The organism is Methylopila musalis, from assembly GCF_042679725.1.
Classification (GTDB): Bacteria; Pseudomonadota; Alphaproteobacteria; order Rhizobiales; family Methylopilaceae; genus Methylopila; species Methylopila musalis.
The window spans coordinates 14,877-30,519 of the sequence record NZ_JBHTMX010000017.1; the positions used below are offsets into that span (position 1 = coordinate 14,877).

16 protein-coding genes are annotated in these 15,643 nt (G+C 67.1%); 9 read left to right on the top strand and 7 right to left on the bottom strand.

Annotated elements, in window-relative coordinates; genetic code table 11:
* Positions 1 to 33: 33 nt before the first annotated feature.
* From ACFQ4O_RS04230 to ACFQ4O_RS04250, 5 genes are all read right to left on the bottom strand, one after another.
* Positions 34 to 1,005: a phosphatase PAP2 family protein gene (locus ACFQ4O_RS04230; protein WP_378774402.1), complete on the bottom strand. Its 972-nt coding sequence runs from the start codon at positions 1,003 to 1,005 to the stop codon at positions 34 to 36.
* Positions 1,002 to 2,192 carry a glycosyltransferase family 87 protein gene (locus ACFQ4O_RS04235; RefSeq protein WP_378774403.1) on the bottom strand — a complete coding sequence of 397 codons (1,191 nt, stop codon included), beginning with the start codon at positions 2,190 to 2,192 and terminating at the stop codon, positions 1,002 to 1,004. Before ACFQ4O_RS04235 ends, ACFQ4O_RS04230 begins: the two co-directional genes overlap by 4 nt.
* 71 nt (positions 2,193 to 2,263) lie before the next feature.
* Positions 2,264 to 3,112, bottom strand: coding sequence for a pyridoxal kinase PdxY (pdxY, locus tag ACFQ4O_RS04240; RefSeq protein ID WP_378774404.1), 849 nt, complete (start codon positions 3,110 to 3,112; stop codon positions 2,264 to 2,266).
* A 118-nt stretch (positions 3,113 to 3,230) separates the two neighbouring features.
* Positions 3,231 to 3,752 carry a DedA family protein gene (locus ACFQ4O_RS04245; RefSeq protein WP_378774405.1) on the bottom strand — a complete coding sequence of 174 codons (522 nt, stop codon included), beginning with the start codon at positions 3,750 to 3,752 and terminating at the stop codon, positions 3,231 to 3,233.
* A gap of 287 nt (positions 3,753 to 4,039) precedes the next feature.
* Positions 4,040 to 5,911, bottom strand: coding sequence for a calcium-binding protein (locus ACFQ4O_RS04250; protein WP_378774406.1), 1,872 nt, complete (start codon positions 5,909 to 5,911; stop codon positions 4,040 to 4,042).
* Positions 5,912 to 6,336: 425 nt separating this feature from the next.
* Here ACFQ4O_RS04250 and ACFQ4O_RS04255 point away from each other — a divergent pair, with 425 nt between their 5' ends.
* The 7 genes from ACFQ4O_RS04255 (at position 6,337) to ACFQ4O_RS04285 (ending at position 12,759) form a co-directional block, all read left to right on the top strand.
* Positions 6,337 to 8,100, top strand: a complete 1,764-nt coding sequence (locus tag ACFQ4O_RS04255) for an acetolactate synthase 3 large subunit (protein WP_378774407.1) — start codon at positions 6,337 to 6,339, stop codon at positions 8,098 to 8,100.
* 65 nt (positions 8,101 to 8,165) lie between these two features.
* The gene (locus tag ACFQ4O_RS04260; protein WP_378774408.1) at positions 8,166 to 8,555 is read left to right on the top strand and encodes a hypothetical protein; all 390 of its coding nucleotides are present in this window, start codon (positions 8,166 to 8,168) and stop codon (positions 8,553 to 8,555) included.
* Between the two features lie 23 nt (positions 8,556 to 8,578).
* The gene (gene ilvN / locus ACFQ4O_RS04265; RefSeq protein WP_271204012.1) at positions 8,579 to 9,130 is read left to right on the top strand and encodes an acetolactate synthase small subunit; all 552 of its coding nucleotides are present in this window, start codon (positions 8,579 to 8,581) and stop codon (positions 9,128 to 9,130) included.
* A 262-nt stretch (positions 9,131 to 9,392) separates the two neighbouring features.
* Entirely contained in the window at positions 9,393 to 10,028 is a 636-nt protein-coding gene (locus ACFQ4O_RS04270; protein ID WP_378774409.1) for a TetR/AcrR family transcriptional regulator, read from the top strand.
* Between the two features lie 35 nt (positions 10,029 to 10,063).
* Positions 10,064 to 11,083, top strand: coding sequence for a ketol-acid reductoisomerase (gene ilvC, locus ACFQ4O_RS04275; RefSeq protein ID WP_378774410.1), 1,020 nt, complete (start codon positions 10,064 to 10,066; stop codon positions 11,081 to 11,083).
* A gap of 275 nt (positions 11,084 to 11,358) precedes the next feature.
* Positions 11,359 to 12,144 carry an exodeoxyribonuclease III gene (gene xth / locus ACFQ4O_RS04280; RefSeq protein ID WP_378774411.1) on the top strand — a complete coding sequence of 262 codons (786 nt, stop codon included), beginning with the start codon at positions 11,359 to 11,361 and terminating at the stop codon, positions 12,142 to 12,144.
* Between the two features lie 147 nt (positions 12,145 to 12,291).
* A complete protein-coding gene (locus ACFQ4O_RS04285) occupies positions 12,292 to 12,759 on the top strand; it encodes an SRPBCC family protein (protein ID WP_378774412.1) in 468 nt (155 codons plus the stop codon).
* An 84-nt stretch (positions 12,760 to 12,843) separates the two neighbouring features.
* On the opposite strand, the gene hmpA is transcribed toward ACFQ4O_RS04285, so the two are convergent.
* The gene (gene hmpA / locus ACFQ4O_RS04290) at positions 12,844 to 14,055 is read right to left on the bottom strand and encodes an NO-inducible flavohemoprotein (protein WP_378774413.1); all 1,212 of its coding nucleotides are present in this window, start codon (positions 14,053 to 14,055) and stop codon (positions 12,844 to 12,846) included.
* Positions 14,056 to 14,099: 44 nt separating this feature from the next.
* Complete coding sequence (locus tag ACFQ4O_RS04295; protein ID WP_378774414.1) at positions 14,100 to 14,486, bottom strand: group III truncated hemoglobin; 387 nt, start codon at positions 14,484 to 14,486, stop codon at positions 14,100 to 14,102.
* Positions 14,487 to 14,586: 100 nt separating this feature from the next.
* On the opposite strand from ACFQ4O_RS04295, the gene ACFQ4O_RS04300 reads away from it, so the two are divergent.
* Both ACFQ4O_RS04300 and ACFQ4O_RS04305 read left to right on the top strand, forming a co-directional pair.
* Positions 14,587 to 15,075: an Rrf2 family transcriptional regulator gene (locus ACFQ4O_RS04300; RefSeq protein WP_378774415.1), complete on the top strand. Its 489-nt coding sequence runs from the start codon at positions 14,587 to 14,589 to the stop codon at positions 15,073 to 15,075.
* A gap of 62 nt (positions 15,076 to 15,137) precedes the next feature.
* Positions 15,138 to 15,643, top strand: a 506-nt coding sequence (locus tag ACFQ4O_RS04305) for an HPP family protein (protein ID WP_378774416.1), incomplete at its 3' end; no start/stop codon positions are given.

The following is a 15,643-nucleotide window of genomic DNA, read 5'->3' on the forward strand; positions in this document are numbered from 1 at the left end:
GCGTTACGGGTACCACGCGGGGCTCCCGCGTTGCTATGCGGAAACGTCCGCCGCTCCTTCGCCTTGCGTCGGATGGGGGCGCAAAGCCGGGCGCATGGCCCCAAGCCCTTGCTCCGACGCCCGGAACAGCATGGTCGCGAGCCAAGCGCAGGCCGCCGCCAGCGCGACGCCGGCCGCCACATCGATCAGATAATGGTTGGCGTGGCTGACGGCGGCGGTCGCCATGAACACGTTGAGGATCAGGAACGGCCAGCGCAGCACCGGGCTGCGCCACGCGGCCCAGGCGCACAGCGTCGCCGCCCCCGCATGCACCGAGGGAAAGGTGAGGATGCCGGCGGCCTTGTCGAAATCGAGCAGGAACGGGCCCGGCTCGCGCACGGCGTTGAACTCCGGCAGGAAGAAGAAGCCGTAATGCGCGTCGATCGACGTAAGGTCGCTCTGCGCCACCCCATAGACCACATAGGTGCCGAGCGCCGGGAAGAACGCCCCGATCACAGCGGCGGAAAAGCACAGCAGCGCATAGGCCGCGATGATCGCGCAGGCGTGCGCGGCGTCTCCCCTCAGCGCGAAGATCATCGGCAGCAGCAGCAGTTGCGGCGTGAACGAGCGATAGGCGAGGTCGAGCGCAAACGCGAGCGCGGGGCGCCCGTCCACGAAGGCGATGAAGCTCCGCCAGTCGAAGCCCAGCGCCGCGTCCATGGCGACGAGGCGGTCGTCCGCCAGCGGGAAGCCAGCGCCCATGGCCTGGTAGCTCCAGACCGCGACCGGCGGCGCCAGCAGCAGGCAGGCGACCGGCGCCGCGAGCCCGAGCGCAAACCGGGGAAAGCCCGCTGCGCCGAGCCCCGCCGCGAGGACGCCAAGGATGAACAGCAGCCCGTAGATCTGTTTCACGTCGTCGAGATCGAGCGTGATCTTGCCGAAGGCGAGCGTCGCGAGCATCGCCCCATGCGCCGCCAGCAGCAGGCCGGCGAGCCGGAGCGCCGGACGGCGCGGCGCGAGCCTCAAGGCTGCGCCGCCGACAACGGCTCCGCCGCCGGAACCGCCCGCCGAGGCGTGACGATCCAGAGCCCTGCGAGCAGGATCAGCGGCGCGATCGGAGCGCCGATCATGTGCAACGGCACGATGGCGACGGGCGACAACAGCATCAGGCCAAAGACCCGCCTCTCCCACGGCCCGAGCTCGCCGCGCCGGCTCAGCAGCCAGATCGTGGCGCCGGTCATGGCCGTCAGGTCGTAGTTGAAGGCGTAAGGGGTCGCGAGCGCGGCGCCGATCGAAAGCACGAGCGCACGCGTCGCCGGATCGTCCGTGCGCCGGAAGGTGGTCCACACGGCGACCGCCGCCAGCGCCGCGCCCAGACCCTGCAGCGGCCAGATCAGCACGGGCGGCAGCCCTGCGATTCCGCCGGACGCGGCGATCGACACCATCATGTAGCGGTGAAACGCGACGATGTCGGTGAGCAGGGCGAACTGGTATCCGGCGGTGGTCGTGAGCCACAGCCGCCATGGTTCGAGGCCGTAAAGCGCAAGCGCGCACAGCGCCAGGGCGAGCGCCGTGGCCGCTGCGGCGAAGATGGTTCTCCAGGCGCCGGCTGCGATCAGGGCCACAGGGATCAGAAGGCCGAGCTGCGGCTTGATGGTAAGCAGGCCGATCAAAACGCCGGCGACCACCGGACGTCGATCGAGACAGAGCACCGCGCCAAGCACCAGCGCGCCGAGCAGCAGGCCGTTCTGCCCCGTCGCCACGCACCAGAAGGCGGCGGGCGACAGAACGGCGGCGGCGATGGCGACGCGTCGGCGCTCCGCGGGCAGCCCGGCCCTCACCACGAACGCAAAGGCGCCGAGACCTCCAAGCGTCCATAGCCCCAGCGCGACGCCATAAGGCGCCCATGAGAACGGCGCGAGGACGATCAGCGCGTGCGGAGGATAAGACCAGTTGAAGAACATCTTCAGCGTCTGGCCGAATTGCTGTTCAAGCAGCAGCGGATAGCGCGCCAGATCGGCGAGCGCCGCCGCCCCGTGCTCTGCGACCACACGCGGCGCGCCCCACACGTTCAGAAAATCACGGCCGATTGGATGGCCGGTGACGTCCTCCCAGCCGCCGGCGGGCAGGAAGAAGCGCAGGAACAGGACAGCCGCGAAAGCTTGCCCGATCACAGTGGTTTCAATCAGCAGCCGACGCGCCGAAGACGCCATGACCTTCCCCCGAACCGATCGGGATGGTTATGGACGCCGAGCGCTTAAGAAGAGGCAACCGGATGTGAAAATCACACCGCCTCCGGCGTGAACAGCCGGCTCGGGCGGACGAACTCGTCCTGGGCCGCCACCGTCAGGATCTCCCGCGAGCCCGCCTCGGCGGTCGCTTTGAGCAGGCCGTAGACCGAGGAGCCCGCGAGGGACAGGGCCTCGGCGGCCGAGCCGGTCGAGAGCAGGTGCACGAAGAACAGCGCCGCGATGGCGTCGCCGGCGCCGTTCACGGAGACGGGCAGCAGCGGCGTGCGCAGGCGGAACGCGCCCTGCCCGTCCACCGCCAGCAGGTCGATGGCGTCGTCCGGCGTTTCGGGCGTCTGCAGGCTCGTCACCAGCACCGTCTCCGGCCCTCGCGCGCGCAGCATGCGGGCGGCGGCGACGGCCGCCCCGAGCGAGCCGACGGAGACGCCGGCGAGATGCTCGAGCTCGAACTGGTTCGGCGTCACCACGTCGGCGGCGGGCACGGCGCGGTCGCGCATGAAGTCCGGAATGCCGGGCCGCACGAACACGCCCCGCCCCACATCGCCGATCACCGGATCGCAGCAATAGAGCGCCTTGGGGTTCGCCGCCTTCACCCGCGCCGCGGCGTCGAGGATGGCCTCGCCGATGGAGACGTCGCCCATGTAGCCGGACAGCACGCCGTCGCAGGTGGGCAGCACGCCGCGCTCCGCGACGCCCTGCACCACCTCGCGCACGATGTCGGCCGAGAACACCGGCCCGCGCCATGCGCCGTAGCCGGTGTGGTTGGAGAACTGCACCGTGTGCACCGGCCACACCTCGTGGCCGAGGCGCTGCAGCGGGAAGGTCGCGGAGGCGTTGCCCACATGGCCGTAGGCGACATGGGACTGGATCGACAGGATGTTCATGGCACGGGACTCACGTCACGCGTCGCGGCGAACGGGCGGCGCCGCGTGGTTTTACGCGCGGCGGGCCGGCTCCGTCGAGTTCCGTTCCGTGATGGATGACGTCGCGCGCGCTGATGGATCAGCCGAGATAGTTGCGGATCAGCGCCGCGCCCGGCGCGAGCAGGATGTAGGCCCAGACGATCGCGGACGTGGCGTTGGCGAGCTGGAACCACAGCTGCGGCATCAGGAACATGCCCGCCACGAACGGCACGAAGGAGCGGATGGGGCTGATGAAGCGCCCGACGAACACGCCCGCCGCGCCCCATTTCTGCACGAAATGCTGGGTGCGCAGGATGAGCTGCGGCTTGGACTTCACTGCCTCCCAGCCGAGCACCCGGTCCTTCAGGCGGAAGCCCAGAACGTAGGACACCCAGTCGCCGATGAAGCCGCCGAGCGCCACGCCCGCGAAGATCGGCCAGAAGGCGAGCCCGCTCGCGCCGATCAGCGCGCCCACGCCCACGAACAGCGGGGTGGAGGGAATGGCGAGCGACAGCCCGACGATCGATTCCAAGAACGCCAGAACGAACACGATGAACGGCGCCCAGGCCTCGTGCTCCTTGATGAATTCGAGCACGGCGTGGACGATGTCGTGGAAGCTCATGGGCCTGCCCGGGTCTCGGCGCGAACGGACGCGCCGGCCCAAAGCCCGCGCGGCGCCCCGGTCCCCGGCGCGCGCGGGGACCTTAGGCGACGCCGGTTAAGACCGGGCTTACCCGCGTGGGCGGCGGCGAACGATCACCGCGCCCCAGAACCGCCTAAGCGCCTGTTTGCGAATGCTCCACGGATACAAATTAAGCTCACCCCACGACTTTGGACGCATCAAAAAAATTGAACCATAAAGTCGTGGGCGCCGAGGACAATCTCAAACACAACAACAAGCGTAACCTGTTAAAGCAGAAAATCGCTCGACTTCAACGAAGTCGTATTTTCAATTAAGATGGAAAAATCGGCAATCCGATCCCCATTTATTTCGCCGAACAAATAAAGATCACCATCCGAGCTAACATCGTAACGCAACTGACCCGCGACGCCCGCAGTGAAGGCGGCCGTTCCAATAAGCTTGAACGCCTGATCGCCTGTTGTGAGTGTTGAAGCATCGATCAGAGTGAGATCGATTTTGTCCTTTTCCAAGCTACTAAAATCAACAATAGTGTCGCGGCCAGCTCCTGAACGGAGCGTTTCCGCCGGCGACCAGAATACGAAGTGATCAGCCCCGCTGCCGCCTCTCAACCAATCGGCGCCCAACCCTCCATTGAGTTCGTCGGCTCCGGAGCCGCCATAAAGGATGTCGGCGCCGTCACCGCCATAAATATCATCTCTTCCACTACCCCCATCAATCGTATCAACGCCAGCACCGCCGACAATATGGTCGTTGCGCCCGCCTCCAAAAAGAAAATCATCCCCCCCTTCACCGTAAATGCTATCATTTCCCGAGGCCCCTTTAATAATATTCGAGATCGACGAACCTACGATCCAATCTCTCCCTTCAGAGCCAATGACATTTTCGATACTATCCAATACAGTATTATATGTTTCTATGGCCTCGTCGTCATAAAATTTTAAATATCCATTCGTCAAATCTACAGTACCCTCCGACTCGTCACCAGCATTATCCAATACTAGTGTATCGGAACCTGCGCCGCCCGACACGGCGCCACCTCCTTTGCCAGCATGAATGGTATCATCCCCACCTAGTCCGTAAACAACTCCACCCCCGTCTATAACGTTGTTCGCATCATTTCCATTAATGCGAGACGGCCCATAGCCTTGTACGATTACATTTTCAATATTTTCTCCGATCGTATAACTTTCAAAATCAGCACCAGATCCAAAAACGTAACGCAAATAAACGGTATCTATACCCTGCCCCGGCCGCTCGATGATCGTATCAAGTCCATCTGAAATATAAACGTCATTGCCACGCCCACCGTCCAATCTGTCCGCGCCCGCACCACCGTCGAGATAGTCGTCGCCGCGCCCGCCCCCTAGCCGGTCGTCGCCAGCGCCGCCAAGCAGCCGATTGGCGCCGTCGTCGCCACCTATCCAATCGTTGAAATCTGTGCCGGTGACATTCTCGACGCCACTGATCGTAAGCGTCACGCCACTTCTCACTGTCTGCGTATCTGCAATCGCGAGGTGAATGCGGACGCCCGCCCCACCTAGGCCGCCCTGCGCGGCCGAACCAAACTCGACGCGATCCACCCCGGCGCCTCCGATCAGGGTGTCGCCGCCGAAGCCGGCGAGCAGGACGTCATCACCTGCGCCTCCGTCCAGCGTGTCCGCGCCCGCGCTGAACGCCGTGATCTGGTCGTTTCCATCGCCGCCGTTGAAGGTGTTGTCCCCGATCGCCGAGCCGGCGATCGTGTCGTTGCCGCCGCGTGCGTCCACGATCCAGCCGTCTGTCGCACCGCCCAAATAAATTCGGTCCGCGCCAGCGCTGCCCTTGAAACTGGACGCGCCGAGCAGAGCGTTCAGTTGCTCATGGGTCTGAAGAGCCAGAAAGTCGTCGCTGTCGATGGAGAGCTGGTCGATGGTCGCGACCCGTCCGCCTGTGCTGTTCCGCACCTCGATCGAAGTAGCGACGCCGCCGACGAAAGCGCCGTTGACCACCTCAAAGTCGCCCCGGAACACCAGCCGGCCTTCGCCGGCCCGAAACTCGTAATAGGTGTTGGTGAACAGCTCCAGCCGTTGCGGCTGCAAGGCGGCGTAGATCTGGTTGTCGATGGTCGAGCTGCTGGAGTTCACGATGATGCGGGCCATGGGGACGTCGTCCTTGGGTGAGAGCACGATCCGTTGCAGCCGATAATAGAGACGACCTCGGTCGACGCAATCAGGACGACGCCCACGCTGTCCGTTCCGACGAAAGTTCAACCCGGCGGCGGTTTCTCGTCCTTGTCCCCGATCCGCTTGACAAGCGCGCCCGTCCACGCTTAGCGTCCGCGCAACTTTCGCATTGGAGAGCGCACGTGTCGCGCACGCTCATTCTCGTAAGTCTGGCGTCATCGAGGTCGCGGGCCGCATAAGGTCCGCGCGCCAGCGGTGACGCCTAAGCACAAGGGCTCCCCAGCGGGCCCTTTTTTGTTGCCCGGCGTCCGGATGAGCGGTCGGCGGGATGAGGTCTCAACAAGGCCGGGCCGGTCCGAAACGGACGTCGGGACCCGGACGCGGCGATGAAGGAAACCGCCATGACCGAGACGATGACCGGCGCGGAGATGGTCGTCCGCGCTCTGCAGGACCAGGGCGTCGAGCACATCTTCGGCTATCCCGGCGGCGCGGTGCTTCCGATCTACGACGTGCTGTTCCAGCAGGAGAAGGTCGAGCACGTCCTCGTCCGTCACGAGCAGGGCGCGGCCCATGCGGCGGAGGGCTACGCCCGCTCCACCGGCCGCCCCGGCGTGCTGCTGGTCACCTCCGGCCCCGGCGCCACCAACGCCGTCACCGGCCTCACCGACGCGCTGATGGACTCGATCCCGCTGGTTTGCATCACCGGCCAGGTGCCGACGCATCTGATCGGCTCGGACGCGTTCCAGGAGTGCGACACGGTCGGCATCACCCGCCCCTGCACCAAGCACAACTATCTGGTGAAGAGCGTCGACGATCTGGCGCGGGCGCTGCACGAGGCGTTCTACGTGGCGACCAGCGGCCGCCCGGGCCCGGTCGTCATCGACATCCCGAAGGACGTGCAGTTCGCGAGCGGCGGCTATGTCGGCCCGCAGAACGTGTCGCACAAGACCTATCAGCCCAAGATCGAAGGCGAGGCCGAGCGCATCCGCCAGGCGGTCGAGCTGCTGCGCGGCGCGAAGAAGCCGATCTTCTACACCGGCGGCGGCGTCATCAACTCCGGCCCCGAGGCCTCGCGCCTGCTGCGCGAGTTCGCGGACCTGATCGACGCGCCCGTCACCTCCACGCTGATGGGTCTCGGCGCCTATCCGGCGTCGAGCCGCCAGTGGCTCGGCATGCTCGGCATGCACGGCACCTACGAGGCCAACAACGCCATGCATGACTGCGACGTCATGCTGTGCGTCGGCGCGCGCTTCGACGACCGCATCACCGGCCGGCTCGACGCCTTCGCGCCGAACTCGAAGAAGATCCACATCGACATCGATCCGGCGCAGATCAACAAGAACGTCAAGGTCCAGGTGCCGATCATCGGCGACGTGGCCCATGTGCTGAAGGACATGCTGGAGATCTGGCGCGCGAGCGGCGCGGAGCTGGACAAGGCCGCCCTCGCCGACTGGTGGGGCGAGATCGAGGGCTGGCGCGCGCGCAAGAGCCTCGGCTACCGCAAGTCCGAGACCGTCATCAAGCCGCAGCACGCCATCGAGCGGCTCTACGAGCTGACCAAGCACCGCAAGACCTACATCACCACGGAAGTGGGCCAGCACCAGATGTGGGCGGCGCAGTACTACCACTTCGAGGAGCCGAACCGCTGGATGACCTCCGGCGGCCTCGGCACCATGGGCTACGGCCTGCCGGCGGCGGTGGGCGTGCAGAAGGCCCATCCGGACGCGCTGGTCATCGACATCGCGGGCGAGGCCTCGATCCAGATGATGCTGCAGGAGCTCTCGACCGCGCTGCAGTACAAGCTGCCGGTGAAGGTGTTCATCCTGAACAACGAGTACATGGGCATGGTGCGCCAGTGGCAGCAGCTGCTGCACGGCGGGCGCTACTCCAACTCGTACTCCGAGGCGCTGCCGGACTTCGTGAAGCTGGCGGAGGCCTATGGCGGCACCGGCATCCGGGTGCAGGACCCGGCCGATCTCGACGCCGCCATCCAGGCGATGATCGACGCGCCGGGCTTCGCGGTCGTCGACTGTCTGGTCGACAAGATGGAGAACTGCTTCCCGATGATCCCGTCGGGCCGCGCCCACAACGAGATGCTGCTCAACGACGACGCGGACGAGAGCATCAACAAGGCCATCACCGGCGCCGGCCAGGCGCTGGTGTAAGCAACGCTATAGACAAATCCATGATCGGATAGCCTACGGCTTTCGATCATGGATTTGGGGCGCACATGAACCCCGTCGAGACGTTTGCGGCAGAAATCACTGAAATCACCCCCTTATTCCAGGAGGAGATAAAGGCTATTTCTGCCTACTGGCACCCGTCATCACCTCCGCCGACTGAAATTCTCGGAGCGTTGGGACAAGAGCTGGTGAGAAACTGGCGCGAAATCACAGAAGAGCAAAAAATAAGGCTCGCCGACGCCATTGAAAGGGGAGCCATCCATTCTGACGAGATACTGGCGACTGCGACGCTTACGGGCCTAGTCGAAGCGTCACTTAACGCCGCAGCGAACAGCACAGAATGTAGCGAAGCCGATATTATGAAATTCCTAGGGCCATTCGCACGAAAATATGCGGAGTCATGGCTGGAATTCTACGGATGCTACATTGAGATTTAGCACCAAGATATGAAAGCCTGCTCATGCGCCAACCCACCGGCTCCGCCTACTTCATGGACGAGCACCACGAGGCCCGCGCCGCCCACACGCTCGCGATCCTCGTGGACAACGAACCCGGCGTGCTCGCGCGCGTCATCGGCCTGTTCTCCGGCCGCGGCTACAACATCGACAGCCTGACCGTCTCGGAGATCAGCCACGAGAGCCACCTCTCGCGGATCACCATCGTCACCACCGGCCCCGCCGACGTGGTGGTGCAGATCAAGAACCAGCTCGACCGGCTGGTGCCGGTGCATTCGGTGGTGGACCTCACCCTCACCGGCAAGGCGCTGGAGCGGGAGCTGATCCTGGTGAAGGTGCGCGGCAAGGGCGAGCTCCGGGTCGAGGCGCTGCGCATCGCGGAGGCCTTCCGCGCCCGGGTGATCGACGCCACCACCGAGAGCTTCGTGTTCGAGCTCACCGGCAAGCCCGACAAGCTCGACCAGTTCACCTCGCTGATGGTCCCGCTCGGTCTGGTGGAAGTCTCCCGCACCGGCGTCGCCGCCATCGCCCGCGGCCCCGAAGGCATGACCGCCTGAGGGCTTGGGCGCAAAGGCGCCCCGCTTTCTTGTCCCGGCCTTGAGCCGGGACCCATTTCCGCCGGCGTTTCCGGCGGATGTTGCGACCGTGCAGATCATGCTGCGGGCGAAGACGTTTCTGGGTCCCGGCTAAAGGCCGGGACAAGGCGGGGGCGGCGGCGCTCACCATGCCTCGGCGCCGCCTCCCCCCTCCCGAAAGCAGCCCTTGCCAGCGGGGCCGGGATCGTCCATACGACCGAACCGTAACGTACGGTACGGTCAGTTGAGCGACATCGGTTCGGACATCGCAGGCGAGGAGAAGGCGGGGCGGCGCGAGGCCGTGCTCGACGCCGTGCTTGCGCTGCTGGTGGAGAAGGGCGCGGCCGCGCTGACCATGACGGCGGTGGCGCGGCGGGCGAGCTGCTCCAAGGAGACGCTCTACAAATGGTTCGGCGACCGCGACGGGCTGTTGAGCGCCACCGTGCGCTGGCAAGCGTCCAGGGTGCGCGCCGGCGCCTATGACCGCCAGCGGCTCGACGCCGGATCGCTGCGCGAAAGCCTGGAGGGCTTCGCCGCCGACTGGCTGAACGTGATCGCGTCGGAGACCTCGGTCGCGCTGAACCGGGTGGCGATCGGACAGGCGGAGAGCCTCGGCGGCGCCGTGCTGGCCGACGGCCGGTTCGCGATCGGCGAGCGGCTGAAGCCGCTGCTGCTCGACGCGCGCGGGGCCGGGCTGATCGCCTTCGACGACGCCGAGGAGGCCTTCCGCGCCTTTTTCGGCCTCGTGGTCCGGGACGTCCAGATCCGCCGCCTGCTCGGCGACGCGTTCGCCATCGACGCCGGCGCCGACGCGCGCCGCGCCGTTCAACAGTTCCTTGCCCTGTACGGGGCGACGAAAACGCTGGCCGAGACCAGCTGACCATTCAACCCAAGGGCATCGGGAAGGACCTCACAATGCGCGTCTATTACGATCGCGACGCCGATCTGAACCTCATCAAGGGCAAGCAGGTCGCCATCATCGGCTACGGCAGCCAGGGCCACGCCCATGCGCTGAACCTGCGCGATTCGGGCGTGCCGAACATCATCGTCGGCCTGCGTCCCGGCTCCGCCACCGCCAAGAAGGCCGAGGCCGAGGGCTTCAAGGTGCTGAGCCCGGCCGAGGCCGCCAAGGCCGCCGACGTGGTGATGCTCCTCACCCCCGACGAGCTGCAGGCCGACATCTACAAGGAGAGCCTCGAGCCGAACCTCAAGGAAGGCGCGGCCCTGCTGTTCGCCCACGGCCTCTCGGTGCACTTCAACCTGATCGAGCCCCGCAAGGACCTCGACGTGCTGCTGGTCGCACCGAAGGGCCCCGGCCACACCGTGCGCGGCGAGTACCTGAAGGGCGGCGGCGTGCCGTCGCTGATCGCGATCTATCAGGACGCCTCGGGCAACGCCCATGACATCGGCCTGTCCTACGCCTCGGCGAACGGCGGCGGCCGCGCCGGCGTCATCGAGACCACCTTCAAGGAAGAGTGCGAGACCGACCTGTTCGGCGAGCAGGCCGTGCTCTGCGGCGGCCTTGTGGAGCTGATCCGCGCCGGCTTCGAGACGCTGGTCGAGGCCGGCTACGCGCCGGAGATGGCCTATTTCGAGTGCCTGCACGAGGTGAAGCTGATCGTCGACCTCATCTATGAGGGCGGCATCGCCAACATGAATTACTCGATCTCCAACACCGCGGAATACGGCGAGTACGTCACCGGCCCGCGCATCATCACGCCCGAGACCAAGGCGGAGATGAAGCGCGTGCTGAACGACATCCAGTCGGGCGTTTTCACCCGCAACTGGATGCTGGAGAACAAGGTCAACCAGACCTCGTTCAAGGCGACCCGCGCCCGCAACGACGCCCACCAGATCGAGGAAGTCGGCGCCAAGCTCCGCGACATGATGCCGTGGATCAAGGCCAAGGCCATGGTCGACAAGACCAAGAACTGATCGACGCGCCGGCGCTCGCGCCACATCGCCGTCATGCCCGGCGAAGCCGGGTATCCACGACTTTACGGACAGCGAAAGCTTGGACGTTCAAGTCGTGGATGCCCGAGGCAAGCTCGGGCATGACGCGCGGGATCTTCAGAGCGCGGAACGTCTCGCGTTTCCGACGGCGGGGGAGCCCTCTCCGCCGCCGCGTTCGTTTCGGGACGCAGGGTTGGCCCGTGGACGGCGGGCGGCTAGGTTGCGCCCTACCCTCACGCCGACATGGGACGCGCGCGGTGCGGATCGCCACCTGGAACGTCAACTCCATCAAGACCCGGCTGGACCTGCTGACGCGCTGGCTGAAGGAGGCGGAGCCCGACGTGGTCTGCCTGCAGGAGATCAAGTGCGTCGACGATGCCTTCCCGCGTTCGGCGATCGAGGACCTCGGCTACAACGTGGTCGTGCACGGGCAGAAGACCTACAACGGCGTCGCCCTGCTCTCCCGCGCGCCCCTTGAGGACGTGACCATCGGCCTGCCCGGCGACGACGCGGACGATCAGGCCCGCTTCGTGGAGGCGGTGATCTCCGTGCCCGGCCGGGCGGTGCGGGTGGCGGGCATCTACCTGCCGAACGGCAATCCGGCGCCGGGCCCGAAATACGACTACAAGCTCGCCTGGATGGAGCGTCTGCGGACCCACGCCGCCGACCGGCTGCGGCTGGAGGAGGCTTACGTCATCGCCGGCGACTACAACGTGATCCCGGCGGCGCAGGACGCCAAGCGTCCCGAGGCCTGGGTCGAGGACGCGCTGTTCCGGCCGGACACCCGCGCGGCGTGGCGGCGGCTGATGGCGCTCGGCTTCACGGAAGCCGTGCGGGCCTGCGACGACGCGGACGGCGTCTACACCTTCTGGGACTATCAGGCCGGCGCCTGGCAGAAGAACGACGGCATCCGCATCGATCACCTGCTGCTGTCGCCGCAGGCGGCCGACGCGCTGGTCACGACCCGCATCGACAAGCACGTCCGCGCCTGGGAGCGCCCGTCGGACCACGTGCCCGCCCTCGCGGAGTTCGCGTTCGCCTGACCGGCGCAGGGGCTCCATGGCGCGTCGCGCGCGCCGCGCCACTCATCTGTTCGTCCAATTTTCCGGGCATCACGATTTTGCGAGGGTCGCCGTCGCAACGTCATGAGCGGGCGCGTGAACGCCCGCCGCTTCCGAGGAAAACGCCCCATGCCCACCGGCCGCATCCTGCTCGCCGCAGCCCTCTCCCTCGCCTGCGGCTCCGCCGCGCTCGCCGCCGAGGTGACCCAGACCGCCGAGATCAAGGCCTCGCCCGAGAAGGTCTGGGCGGCCTCCGCCAAGGACTTCTGCGGCATCGGCCAGTTCCATCCGGCGATCGAGAAATGCACGCTGTCGGAGGGCGGCAAGAAGCGGACGCTGTCGCTCAAGGGCGGCGGCGAGATTGTGGAGACGCAGACGGCCGAGAAGGCCGGCCACAGCTACTCCTACGTGATCGACGAGAGCCCGCTGCCGGTCGCCGACTACAAGGCCACCTTCGCGCTGAAGGGCCACGGCGACGCCACCACGATCACCTGGACCGCCGCGTTCAAGCCGAAGGGCGCGGACGAAGCCGCGGCGAAGAAGGTGATCGAAGGCATCTTCAGCTCCGGCCTCGCGGCGCTGCAGGCGAAGTTCTGATCGCATGAAGTGACGGGGGTCGCTTCCGGGCGGCCCCCGCCTCGTTTGTCTGAAGAACGCCGGACCCAAGGTCCGGCCCGGCGCTCAGGCCGCAGCCGGAAGGCCTTCCGCCGGGCCGAAATACTCGTAATGGACGTTCGCCGCCGGCACGCCGGCCGCCTCCAGCCCGTGGACGAAGGCGGCGAGGAAGCCCTTGGGGCCGCAGACATAGATGTCCGCTTCCCGCGCAGGCGTGTTGGCGAGCAGCCAGTCCACCGTGACGCGCCCGGCGACGTCGTAGCGGCCGTCGCCGTCCACCGCGCGCGGCGTCTCGTAGAAGGTCTTGGCGGCGAAGTTCGGCCGGCCCGAGACCAGCGCGCGCACCTCGTCGCCGAGGGCGTGGGCGCCGCCGTCGAGCGCGGCGTGCACATAGTGCACCGGAACCTGCGCGCCGCTCTCGGCCAGCGCCGCGAGGATCGACACCATGGGCGTGAGCCCGACGCCGCCGGACAGCAGCACCACCGGCCGCTGCGGCGCGCCGTCGAGGAAGAACTCGCCGGCCGGCGCCCCGACCTTCAGCACGGTCCCGACCTGCGCCTCGTCGTGCAGCCAGCCGGACACGACGCCGTGGGGCTCGCGCTTCACGCTGATGCGGTAGTCGCGCCCGTTCGGCGCCGCGGAGACGCTGTAGTTCCGCTTCAGGGCCGGCCGGCCCGGCAGCTCGATCCAGAACGTCAGGTACTGGCCCGGCTTGTGGCGCAGCACGGGGCCGCCATCGACCGGCGCCAGCGTGAAGGAGGTGATGACGTCGCTCTCCTTCGTCTTTTCAACGATGCGGAAATCGCGCCAGCCGTTCCAGCCGCCCTCGGCGTCGGCGATGTCGCGGTAGATCGCGGCCTCGCGCTCGATCAGGATGTCGGCGAGGAACCAGTAGGCCTCGCCCCAGGCGGCCAGCACCGGCTCGGTCGCGGCGTCGCCCAGCACCTCCTTGATGGCGCCGAGCAGGGCCTCGGCCACGTAAGGGTAATGCTCGGGCAGGATCTGCAGGCCCACATGCTTCTGGGCGATGCGCTCGACCGCCGCCGACAGCACGGCGAGATTGTCGATGTTCTTGGCGTAGGCGAGGATCGCTCCGGTCAGCGCCTTGGGCTGGGACGCGCCGTCGCCGTGGTGGGACTGGTTGAACAGATCCCGGATCGCCGGGTTCTGGAACATGCGCCCGTACATGGTGCGGACGATCTGGAAGCCGTGGGCCTCCAGCGCCGGAACGGTGGCCTTCACGATCTCGATCGTGCTCGGGCTCAGGGGCTTGGGCATCAGACGCCTCCTTAAGGCGATGAAGACGGACAGGACCGGCGGCGTCAGGCCGCGGAACGGTCGGGTCCGTCGGGACGGAAGAACAGGCCGGCCTGAAGGCTGGCGGCGATGCGCGCGGCCCTCGCCTGCAGCGCTGCGGCGACCGGCGGCGGGAACCGGCGCTCCGTGGCCGCGCCCCACAGCGCGAGCCAGCGGGCGAACAGCTCCGGGCGGATGCGGTCGCGGATCGCCACATGGGCGCCGAACGGATCGCCCTTGTAGCGGCCGCTTCCGAGCAGCACCGACGACCAGAAGTCCGTCAGGCGCTCGAGGTGCTCCGGCCAGTCCGCGACCACGCCCTCGAACAGCGGCCCGAGCTCGGCGTCGGCCCGGACGGCGGCGTAGAAATCGTGAACCAGAGCGCGGAGGTCGTCGTGGGTGGGCGGGGTCATCGCTTGAAAACATTCATTTTATATGCATCTTTTATTGGCGTACCGGATCCGCTAAAAACATGCAAGCAGGATATATCTTTTCCCCCGGATCGAGCCCGCGATGCGCCTGACCCGCTACACGGATTATTCGATCCGGACCCTGATCTACCTCGCCGCGCGGCCCGAGAAGCTGTCGTCGATCGCCGAGATCGCAACGGCTTATGACATTTCCCAGAACCACCTGATGAAGGTTGTGCACGAGCTCGGAAAGGCCGGCTACGTGGAGACGCTGCGCGGGCGCTCCGGCGGGGTGCGGCTGGCGCGGGCGCCGGAGACCATCACCATCGGCGAGGTGGTGCGGCGCATGGAGGACGGGTTCGACCTCGTGGATTGCCCGAGCTGCCCCATCAACGGCGCCTGCGGCGTGCAGGGCCTGCTGGCGGAGGCGACCGCCGCCTTTCTGGCGGTGCTCGACCGCCGCACCCTCGCCAGCGTAACCGGCGGGCCGAGCGGCCTGCGCGCGGTTCTGGCCGCGCTGAAGACGCCCCGGACGCTCGCGGCCGCCTCCGGCTGCGAGCGCGAGGCTGTGCCGGACGACGTGGCGGGCTGACCGCCCGCGACGCCCTCCCCGAGGCGCAAGGGTCCGGCCGCGCCTCTCACGAGAAGACGCCCATGTCCCTTCTGCGACGCCTGACGCCCGATCTGCCCCGCTACAGCCGGAAGGAGCACGCCGCGTCGGCGGTGGGCGCCTTCGTCGGCATTCTGGCGACGGGCGTCGTCTCCCACATGGCGGTGGGCGCCGCCGGCTGGAGCCTGCCGGCGCTGATCGCGCCCATGGGCGCCTCCTCGGTGCTGCTGTTCGCGGTGCCCGCGAGTCCGCTGGCGCAGCCGTGGTCGATCATGGGCGGCAACGTGGTCGCGGCGGTGATCGGGGTGGCGGCGGCTCAGCTCATCCCCTCGCCGTTTCTGGCGGCCGCCGTCGCCGCGGGCCTCGCCATCGCCGCCATGATCGCGCTGCGCTGCCTGCATCCGCCGAGCGGCGCGGTGGCGCTGACCGCCGTGCTCGGCGGCGCGCCGGTGCACGATCTCGGCTTCGGCTTCGCGCTGTGGCCGGTGGCGGCCAACTCCGCGCTGCTGCTCGCCTCGGCGCTGGTCTTCAACGCGCTCGTCGGCCGGGT

Coding starts and splice junctions, on each gene's coding strand:
- ACFQ4O_RS04235 (WP_378774403.1), bottom strand. CDS start 2,192: ATGGCGTCTTCGGCGCGTCGGCTGCTGATTGAAACCACTGTGATCGGG.
- pdxY (WP_378774404.1), bottom strand. CDS start 3,112: ATGAACATCCTGTCGATCCAGTCCCATGTCGCCTACGGCCATGTGGGC.
- ACFQ4O_RS04245 (WP_378774405.1), bottom strand. CDS start 3,752: ATGAGCTTCCACGACATCGTCCACGCCGTGCTCGAATTCATCAAGGAG.
- ACFQ4O_RS04250 (WP_378774406.1), bottom strand. CDS start 5,911: ATGGCCCGCATCATCGTGAACTCCAGCAGCTCGACCATCGACAACCAG.
- ACFQ4O_RS04255 (WP_378774407.1), top strand. CDS start 6,337: ATGACCGAGACGATGACCGGCGCGGAGATGGTCGTCCGCGCTCTGCAG.
- ACFQ4O_RS04260 (WP_378774408.1), top strand. CDS start 8,166: ATGAACCCCGTCGAGACGTTTGCGGCAGAAATCACTGAAATCACCCCC.
- ilvN (WP_271204012.1), top strand. CDS start 8,579: ATGCGCCAACCCACCGGCTCCGCCTACTTCATGGACGAGCACCACGAG.
- ilvC (WP_378774410.1), top strand. CDS start 10,064: ATGCGCGTCTATTACGATCGCGACGCCGATCTGAACCTCATCAAGGGC.
- ACFQ4O_RS04285 (WP_378774412.1), top strand. CDS start 12,292: ATGCCCACCGGCCGCATCCTGCTCGCCGCAGCCCTCTCCCTCGCCTGC.
- hmpA (WP_378774413.1), bottom strand. CDS start 14,055: ATGCCCAAGCCCCTGAGCCCGAGCACGATCGAGATCGTGAAGGCCACC.
- ACFQ4O_RS04295 (WP_378774414.1), bottom strand. CDS start 14,486: ATGACCCCGCCCACCCACGACGACCTCCGCGCTCTGGTTCACGATTTC.
- ACFQ4O_RS04300 (WP_378774415.1), top strand. CDS start 14,587: ATGCGCCTGACCCGCTACACGGATTATTCGATCCGGACCCTGATCTAC.